Source organism: Chrysiogenia bacterium (genome assembly GCA_020434085.1).
Lineage (GTDB): Bacteria > JAGRBM01 > JAGRBM01 > JAGRBM01 > JAGRBM01 > JAGRBM01.
The window spans coordinates 1-8,039 of record JAGRBM010000598.1 but is presented as its reverse complement, the minus strand read 5'-3'; the positions used below and the strand labels follow the sequence as shown (position 1 = coordinate 8,039).

Genomic DNA, 8,039 nt, shown 5'->3' with positions numbered 1-8,039 from the left:
CGCTCGCGCAGCTCGATGGGCGCGGTGCGGTGGGAGATGCCGACGACTACAAGATCCATCGCGCCCCCCTTATCCCATGCCGTGGCTGGCCATATGGATCGAACCATCGGCCATCAGGAAGGCGCCCACCATGGCCAGCAGGGCCAGGGCAAAGCCGCCGATATTGAGAAGCGCGCTCTTTCGACCGCCAATGCGGCCGGCAGCGCGGATGAGCAGCAGCGCGAGGTAGAGCCCCCACGTCGCCTTGAACACCATGGAAATCGGATCCGAAAGCATCTGCGGACGATCGAAGACATAGGCCGCGGCAACACCGCTTCCCACGCCAAGGCTCAGCAGCACAAAGCCGTAGCGAACGAGGCGAATGCCCAGCTCGTCGAGCGTTTCAAGATCGGGCAGATACTGCGCGCCGTGGATCTGTTTCTTGCGAAGCCGGTAGTCCTGGTAGACGTAGAGCACGCCCGCCGCTGCGGCCAGCGCGAAGAGCGCCTCGCCCCAGGTGGTCATGCCCACGTGCACACTCACCCAGATGGGCGGCGCGGTGGGGGTGACCGACTCGCCGCCCTCGAGAAGAGCCAGTGAGTTGAAGAGCACCGCCAGCGGCAGGGCGACGACGCCGAGTGCACGCACGTCGCGGCGGAGCACCAGCACGTGGAAGACGCCTACGATCGCCCACGCCATCATCGAATAGAACATCCCGGCGGCGCCCAGCACGCTGCCCCCGCTCACGTGGGCGTCGATGAGCCCCAGACTGTCCAGGGCAAACCCGGCCAGCGAGAACCACCCGGCCCAGCGCAGCAGCCCCTCGCGCGCGCGCACCACGAAGGCGCCATAGAGAACCGCCGCCACGAGGAAGGCATGCAGGGCCAGAAGATAGAGGAGTTGTTCCATTGCGCGCTACTTGATCCTTCGCGGGCTCCGTCCGCCGGGAAGGGGCCTGAAACCCCGCTGGGGCGTGCCCTTATACCAAAGTCTGCCCCACAGATGCAGCCCGATTGTATGACGCAGGTCGCACCCCGAGGGCTTTTTTTGTTCCCGGCCCCGTCCGCCGGAAGCAACAAGAACCGAAAACCTTTGTGATTTCAAGACCCTAAGCCTGACATTTCCTTGACAGCACGAGGGGTGGTGTCATAATTTTAGTTGCAGTAACAGGCAGGAGAGGAATGCCCCCGCAGGCGCCGGCCCGGATGTGACCGGCGCAAATCGGGGCAGGAGAGGGCTCGCATCGCCGGTTTGGAGTGTCCCCGTGTCGAGCACATCAGCACTGGATGCCAGGGTCCTGGTCCTCAACAGATCGTATCTGCCCGTCAGCGTGGTCACCGCGCGGCGTGCCTTCACCATGGCCTACCAGGGCAGCGCCAAGCTTCTCGACGAGCAACTGCGTGCCCTGGACTTCGAATCCTGGGCCGACCTCTCGGTTGCAGCGCATCAGGACGGCATCGGCCTTGTCGACCGCGTCATCCGCGTGCCACGGGTCATGATGCTGGTGGGCTTCAACCGGCTTCCGCGCCGCGACATGAAACTCAACCGGCACAACATCTACTCGCGCGACGGGCGCCGTTGTCAGTACTGCGGAAAGAGTCCGCCCCTTGCGGAGCTGAGTCTCGACCACGTGATTCCGCGCGCGCAGGGTGGCAAGACCACCTGGGAGAATCTGGTTTGCTGCTGCATCTACTGCAACCGAAAGAAGGGCGGGCGGCGCCCGGCCGAGGCGCGGATGCGGCTCATTCAAAAGCCCATCAAGCCCAACTGGACGCCGGCGCTGCTGATGCCCGGCAAGCCTTCCATCTATCGCGAATGGGAACCGTTCCTGGTCAACGCGGCCTACTGGAACGTCGAGCTGCTCGACTAGTGCAAGAGCAAGGGGCGGGGGTCCTTTGAGCGTACGCAGAAAAAAGAAAGCGCCGCAGACCGGACAGGCGACAACGGCGGAAGCGCCCAGCATTCCGCTCGTGCCCGCTGCCAGTGCCGGCCCGCGTGTCATCGCCATTGCCTCGGGCAAGGGCGGCGTGGGCAAGAGCTTCTTCGTGGGCTCGCTCTCCTGGGCGCTGGCCCAGGCGGGAAAGCGCGTTGTGGCAGTGGACGCCGATTTCGGCGGCCCGAACCTGCATACCTGCCTGAGCGTGGAGCGCCCGGCGCCCGGCGGCTGGGTCGAGCTCGAAGAGGGACGCCCCATGGAAGAGGTGCTCTCGCAGACGAGCCTTCCGAACCTGCAGGTCGTGTGCGGCGCGCGCGAGCCGCTGCACTCCCCCAACATCAAAACGAGCGCCCGGCGCGCCGCACTCTCGCGGCTGCGCGAGCTGCCCGTGGATTTCGTGCTGCTCGACCTTGGCGCGGGCTCGGCGTACTCGATCGTCGACATCTTCCTGCTGGCAGACCAGGGACTCGTGCTCTCAACGCCCGAGCCCACGGCGATGGAAAACGCCTACCGGTTTTTGAAGACGCTCTTCTTCCGATTCGTTGCAGGCCAGTGCACCAACGAGCGGATGCGCCAGCTTGTGACCGAGTGCCTGTATGCCGGCGGAGGCGCGAAGGCCCGCTCGCCCGTGCAGCTCCTTCAGGAAATCGACCGCCGTAATGCGGGCCTGGCGCGCGCCATTGAAGGAGCGCTCTCGGCGGTGCACCTCTCACTGATTGCCAACCAGGTGCGCTACGACGAAGACGCCGACCTGGCGGAAGCCATGAGCATGGCGGTGCGAAAGGTCTTTGCGCTTCCCTGTGAATCCTGGGGCGCCATTCCCTATGACGAAAACGTGGGCCGCGCCCTTCGGCGACGCCAGCCCTATCTGACCGAGCGCCCCGATTCCGACACGGCCGCTGCGGTCCGCGCGCTTGCCCAGCGCCTCATCGATCAGGCCGCCGCAGCGCGCGTGTCGCTGCAGACGGAGTCGCCCGCATGAAGTCGATTACCGAACAGGACTTCTATGAGCTGCTCGAAGTCGCGCCCGACTCCAGCGAGGAAGAACTGCGCACGGCGCTGCAGCGTGCCCGGCGCACCTGGTGCAAGGAACTCGGGGCCGCGTATTCCCTGATTGACGACGACGAACGCCAGGAAATGACGGGCCGCCTCGATGAAGCCGAGGCGCTGCTCTTCGATCCGGCGCGCAGGGCCGGATACAACCGCGAGCTCGGCCTGGCGCTGCCGCCCGATGCGCCTGCTGCGCCCGCCGAGCCTGAAGAGGACGCAGGCGAGACGACGCGCCCCCGGCTCATTCTCTCGCCCGAACCCGAGGAAGAAGAGACCCAGCAGGCGCTCTTCCCGCGCCCGGCACCCACGCTCACTTCGGTGGAACCGGCAGGGGCCAAGGTCATCGGCATCACCCGCCGCGCCGAGCCCGAGACGCCGGCGCCCGCGCCCGTTCCGGAGCAGCCTGCACCGGCCGCTCCCTCAGAAACCCCGCGCACCGCCGCGCCGGCAGAGCCAGCCGAAACACCCGCCCGGCGCCCCGATCCCGGGGGATTTTTCTCTTCCGATCAGGACTACACGGGCGAGAACCTGCGCAAATTCCGCGAGCAGTGCGGTCGCAGCCTCCAGGAAATCGCCCGGGAGACCAAGGTCTCGCGCACCCATCTGGAGAATCTGGAAGCCGAGGAATTCTCCCTGCTCCCGGCAGCCGTCTACGTCCGCGGCTTCCTCCAGGGCTACTGCAGGGAACTGGGCCTCGACCCCCGCGCCGCCTGCGAGGGCTACCTGGCCCGGCTTCGCAAGTCCCAGAGCGACTAGGGCGATCGCCTGCGCCCCGCTCATGCCGGGGCGCATTCTTGCCAATTTTTGCCAAAATCGAGCAAACTTGGGCCATGAGCACGATGAATATCTCACTGCCCGAGGCCCTCAAGGAATTCGTCGACCAGCAGGTCGAAGAGCGCGGATTCAGCACGACCAGCGAGTATCTGCGCGATCTCATCCGCAAGGAGTTCGAGAAGAACAAACTGCGCGAGATGATTCTGGAGGGGGTGAATTCGCCCCTGGTCGGGCAGGCCGATGCCGCCTACTTCAAGGAACTCCGCGAATCCCTCAAGACGCAGAAGTAGCTGGCAGGCGAGTTCGTAACTGCGCTGGAAGCGGCCTACGACCAGCTCTGCCGGTTCCCGAACTCCGGTTCACCGCGTTATGGGCAGCTCCTCGGGATCAAAGACCTGCGCCACTGCCGGGTGGGGCGCTTCCCCTAGCTGATCGTCTACCTTCCGCATCCCGACCACATCGAGGTCGTCCGCATCCTCCACACGAGCCGTGACATTCCCTCCTGGCTGCAGGAGCCCGAGTAGGGCCCGGCGCCCGCAACGGGCGGGCAGTTGCGCCCCACGCAGGTGGCCGAAGAGCCCCGAAAGTGCCCCAAGAGGCCGCAGGGCACCTCTAAACCCCTGATTCTATTGACCTCTTATCTGCAAGCTGCTAGGATCCGTTCAAGTTTTGTCGGGAGTGTGATGATTCTTGGCACTGATTAGTGAACCAGAGGCCGCGAGGCGCCTTGCACGGGCGATCGTTTCAGACGTTCACCTGTACAATCAAGACAAGATCAAAGAGGGGATCGAGCAGGACAACCTCTTTGAGGCGATCTCCGACGAGCTTGATGAGGGCCGTGCGCTCTATCAGCAGCGCGTGGCTCCCGAGATCGTCCAGAGTCACAACTTCTTCGACCTTGCCATTGTCGACGTTCTCATCAAGTACAGCGGCAAGATCAAGTCCAAGATCTGGTAAACAGCGCACATTCCCGCGCATCCCTTCGGGGTTCTGCGCGGACACCACTTTGGAAATTCAGGGGTAGGGCACGTGAAGTGACCGACTCGCCGCGCAGAGCGGTGTATCGGTCCCGCCCGGTCAATCCGTACGATGAGCCAGCTTCAGTATACCGTGAGCATCGATCCGCCGCACACCCACGAGCGGCTCGATAACTTTCTGGCTCGCCAGGACGCGCTGCTCTCGCGGTCGCAGGCGGCTAGCTGGGCGCGCCTCGGCCTCGTTCGGGTCAACGGCGATCCGGTCAAGCCCGCTCACAAGCTGCGCATCGGCGACCAGGTGGAAATCGACGTTCCGCCGCCGGTTCCACAGAACATCGTTGCCGCCCATGCCGATTTCGAGATCGTCTTTGAAGACGACCACCTCATCGTGGTCGACAAGCCCCAGGGGCTCTCGGTCCATCCGGGTCCCGGACACGACGACGACACGCTGCTCAACGGGCTCTGCCACCTGGGCATCGAGCTCTCCACCGTCGGGTTGCCGCTTCGCCCCGGCGTCGTGCACCGCATCGATCTGGGCACCTCTGGCCTGCTCGTGCTGGCCAAGAAGGACGAGGCCCACGCCCGCCTTGCCAAGCAGTTCTCCGACCACAGCGTCGAGCGCCGCTATCTTGCGCTTGTCTGGGGCAAACCAAAGGACCGGGGAGGGCGCATCGAGAGCGAGCTGGCGCGCAGCCCGGTCAACCGAAAGAAGTTCGCCAGCGTGCGAAGCGGCGGCAAGAACGCCGTGACGCACTGGGAGTATCTGGGCGGGAGCGAGAACATCTCGCTCATCGCGCTTCGCCTGGAAACCGGTCGCACCCATCAGATCCGCGTCCACATGACCGAGCTGGGACACCCGCTGCTGGGCGACCCCATGTACGGGCGAAAGCGCATCTACAAGCATTCCGAAGAACTTGCGGCGGCCGTTGCGGCGCTGCCCGATCAGGCGCTCCATGCCGAAACGCTGGGCTTTGTTCATCCGGCGACCGGTGAACCGATGCGTTTCCAGAGCACGCCGCCCAAGTCATTCCAAGAGGTAAGAACCCTTGTCACAAGCGCGTAAGAAAGCCGAGCAGAGCGACCCGACGGTCGCCCGCGGAAACCTCACCTGGGTCGAACACGAACCCGTCACGCTGGGCTATCCCGAGCTGGCCCACGGTTTTGGCACCAAGCTCGGTGCCGGTCGTCGCGCCCGCGCGAAGATCGACTTCTCCGATCCGCCAGAGGGCGGCGACGCCAAGCCCCTCAAGCAGAACCTCGCCGACCTGGCCAAGGACCTGGGCATCGCGCAAGAGCGCGTTGTCTACCCGCGACAGGAACACGGCGCGCGCGTGCTGGTGATTCGCCAGGACGAGATGCCCGAGAGTCTCGAGGGCCTTCGCGAGGAACGGGCCGACGCGCTCATTACCGACGTGCCCAACCTGGCACTGGCCATTCGCACCGCCGACTGCATTCCCATTCTGCTCTACGATCACCGCGCGGGAGTCATTGCCGCCGTTCACGCCGGCTGGCGCAGCACGGTGGCGGGGATTCTGGAAAAAACGCTCAAGATCATGGCCAAGGAATTCAACACCGAGGGCTCGGTGCTGGTCGCGGCCATCGGCCCGGGCATCGGCTTCGACAGCTTCGAAATCGAAGAGCCCGTGCTGTCCAAGTTCCGCGAGCGCTTCGATTTCTGGAGCCGCTTTGCCCGTCCCACGCGCAACAACCGCTGGCTGATGGACCTGAAGATGATCAATGCCTACATCCTGGCGAGCACCGGGATGCCGGAGAAAAACCTGCTGCTCTCGCCCCTCTGCACGGTTCAGGAAAACGAGCTTTTCTACTCCTACCGCCGTGAAGGGGACGGAGCGGGCCGGATGCTCAATTTCATCATGCGACGCGAAGAGGCCCAGAAGTCTTGACAACCCTTCCCAAGGCTTCGTAAACTTGTGACTGCGGCTGCAAAGGGATTTACTTGAAGAGGTCGAAGAGACCTCAAGCCGGTTCCAACCCATCCTTTTGCTTTCATCCAACAACGGCGAGGGTTTTGAAGTCCGATGCACCAATCGGGCTGCGTTTTCGGAAGAGTGTCCGAAAACCCGAGCGGGCAACCGCGACAGGTCGCACCGATTTTTAACGAGTAACGAGTTCGGTCCCCCAAAGAGTTGACGCTCTCCCGGGCCGGTTATGACTACAGCGCCAGCGCGCGCCATATCCTAGAAAGACAACAGAGGAACAGTCTCCGTGGCTTCCCCGAAGAGCTCAGCCCCGGCACGCCGCAAGCGGCCCGCCGGCAACTCCGCAGACAACAAGAACGGCAACGGCCCCAAACGTCGCGGCATGCGTCCGCGCCCGGCCGCGGCGCCAGAAGCGCCCGACATGCCCGACGTCGAAGACGAAGAGAACGACGACGCACCGCTTAACCCCGCGCCCAAGCCGCCCACGGGTCGCACGCCGCTTGTCGAACAAGCCGAGCGCCCCGATGGCGCTCTGGATCTTCGCCGTCTGAAGAACCACAAGATCGCCGACCTCACGGCAATGGCCAAGGAACTCGGAGTCGAGAACTACGCCGGCCTTCGCAAGCAGGAACTCATCTTCGAGTTGCTGCGCGCCCAGACCGCGCGCGCCGGCGCGATCTACGGGGACGGCGTGCTCGAATGCCTGCCCGACGGCTTCGGCTTCCTTCGCTCGCCCGACTACAACTACCTGCCCGGGCCCGACGACATCTACGTCTCGCCCTCGCAGATCCGCAAGTTCAACCTGCGCACCGGCGACATCGTCTCGGGCCAGGTTCGTCCCCCGAAGGATTCCGAGCGCTACTTCGCGCTGCTCAAGGTCGAGTCGGTCAACCACGACGACCCCAGGGTCGCCTTCGAGAAGATCCTCTTCGACAACCTCACGCCGCTCTATCCCGAAAAACGTCTCGTGATGGAAAACGGCAAGGACAACATGAGCATGCGGGTCATGGACCTGCTCTGTCCGGTCGGCAAGGGTCAGCGCGGCCTCATCGTCGCGCCGCCTCGCACGGGTAAAACCGTGTTGCTGCAGAACATCGCCAACTCGATCACCGCCAACCAGCCCGAAGTGATGCTCATCGTGCTGCTCATCGACGAGCGCCCCGAGGAAGTCACCGACATGCAGCGCTCGGTCAACGGCGAGGTGGTTTCCTCCACCTTCGACGAGCCCGCACAGCGCCACGTCCAGGTGGCCGAGATGGTCATCGAGAAAGCCAAGCGCCTTGTCGAGCACAAGAAGGACGTCGTCATCCTGCTCGACTCGATCACCCGCCTGGCCCGCGCCTACAACACGGTGGTTCCGCCCTCGGGCAAGATCCTCTCGGG

Annotated in this window: 9 protein-coding genes; 8 read left to right on the top strand and 1 reads right to left on the bottom strand. The window is 64.3% G+C overall.

Going from position 1 to position 8,039, the window contains the following annotated elements; translation table 11 throughout:
- Positions 1–69: 69 nt before the first annotated feature.
- A complete protein-coding gene (gene ccsA / locus KDH09_19550) occupies positions 70–888 on the bottom strand; it encodes a cytochrome c biogenesis protein CcsA (protein ID MCB0221903.1) in 819 nt (272 codons plus the stop codon).
- Between the two features lie 448 nt (positions 889–1,336).
- On the opposite strand from ccsA, the gene KDH09_19545 reads away from it, so the two are divergent.
- From KDH09_19545 to rho, 8 genes are all read left to right on the top strand, one after another.
- Positions 1,337–1,849, top strand: a complete 513-nt coding sequence (locus tag KDH09_19545) for an HNH endonuclease (GenBank protein ID MCB0221902.1) — start codon at positions 1,337–1,339, stop codon at positions 1,847–1,849.
- A 25-nt stretch (positions 1,850–1,874) separates the two neighbouring features.
- Positions 1,875–2,897, top strand: coding sequence for a P-loop NTPase (locus tag KDH09_19540; protein MCB0221901.1), 1,023 nt, complete (start codon positions 1,875–1,877; stop codon positions 2,895–2,897).
- Positions 2,894–3,721, top strand: coding sequence for a helix-turn-helix domain-containing protein (locus KDH09_19535; GenBank protein MCB0221900.1), 828 nt, complete (start codon positions 2,894–2,896; stop codon positions 3,719–3,721). Before KDH09_19540 ends, KDH09_19535 begins: the two co-directional genes overlap by 4 nt.
- A 74-nt stretch (positions 3,722–3,795) precedes the next feature.
- A complete protein-coding gene (locus KDH09_19530) occupies positions 3,796–4,029 on the top strand; it encodes a type II toxin-antitoxin system ParD family antitoxin (protein ID MCB0221899.1) in 234 nt (77 codons plus the stop codon).
- 400 nt (positions 4,030–4,429) lie between these two features.
- Positions 4,430–4,696, top strand: a complete 267-nt coding sequence (locus KDH09_19525) for a hypothetical protein (protein MCB0221898.1) — start codon at positions 4,430–4,432, stop codon at positions 4,694–4,696.
- A gap of 132 nt (positions 4,697–4,828) precedes the next feature.
- A complete protein-coding gene (locus KDH09_19520; GenBank protein MCB0221897.1) occupies positions 4,829–5,779 on the top strand; it encodes an RluA family pseudouridine synthase in 951 nt (316 codons plus the stop codon).
- Positions 5,763–6,620, top strand: coding sequence for a peptidoglycan editing factor PgeF (gene pgeF, locus KDH09_19515; GenBank protein MCB0221896.1), 858 nt, complete (start codon positions 5,763–5,765; stop codon positions 6,618–6,620). Before KDH09_19520 ends, pgeF begins: the two co-directional genes overlap by 17 nt.
- A gap of 418 nt (positions 6,621–7,038) precedes the next feature.
- Positions 7,039–8,039: transcription termination factor Rho (gene rho, locus KDH09_19510; protein MCB0221895.1), on the top strand; the 1,001-nt coding region annotated here is incomplete at its 3' end.

What these genes read in the sequence shown, in the direction of transcription:
- ccsA (MCB0221903.1), bottom strand. Translation starts at nt 888, where the DNA reads ATGGAACAACTCCTCTATCTTCTGGCCCTGCATGCCTTCCTCGTGGCG.
- KDH09_19545 (MCB0221902.1), top strand. Translation starts at nt 1,337, where the DNA reads ATGGCCTACCAGGGCAGCGCCAAGCTTCTCGACGAGCAACTGCGTGCC.
- KDH09_19535 (MCB0221900.1), top strand. Translation starts at nt 2,894, where the DNA reads ATGAAGTCGATTACCGAACAGGACTTCTATGAGCTGCTCGAAGTCGCG.
- KDH09_19530 (MCB0221899.1), top strand. Translation starts at nt 3,796, where the DNA reads ATGAGCACGATGAATATCTCACTGCCCGAGGCCCTCAAGGAATTCGTC.
- KDH09_19520 (MCB0221897.1), top strand. Translation starts at nt 4,829, where the DNA reads ATGAGCCAGCTTCAGTATACCGTGAGCATCGATCCGCCGCACACCCAC.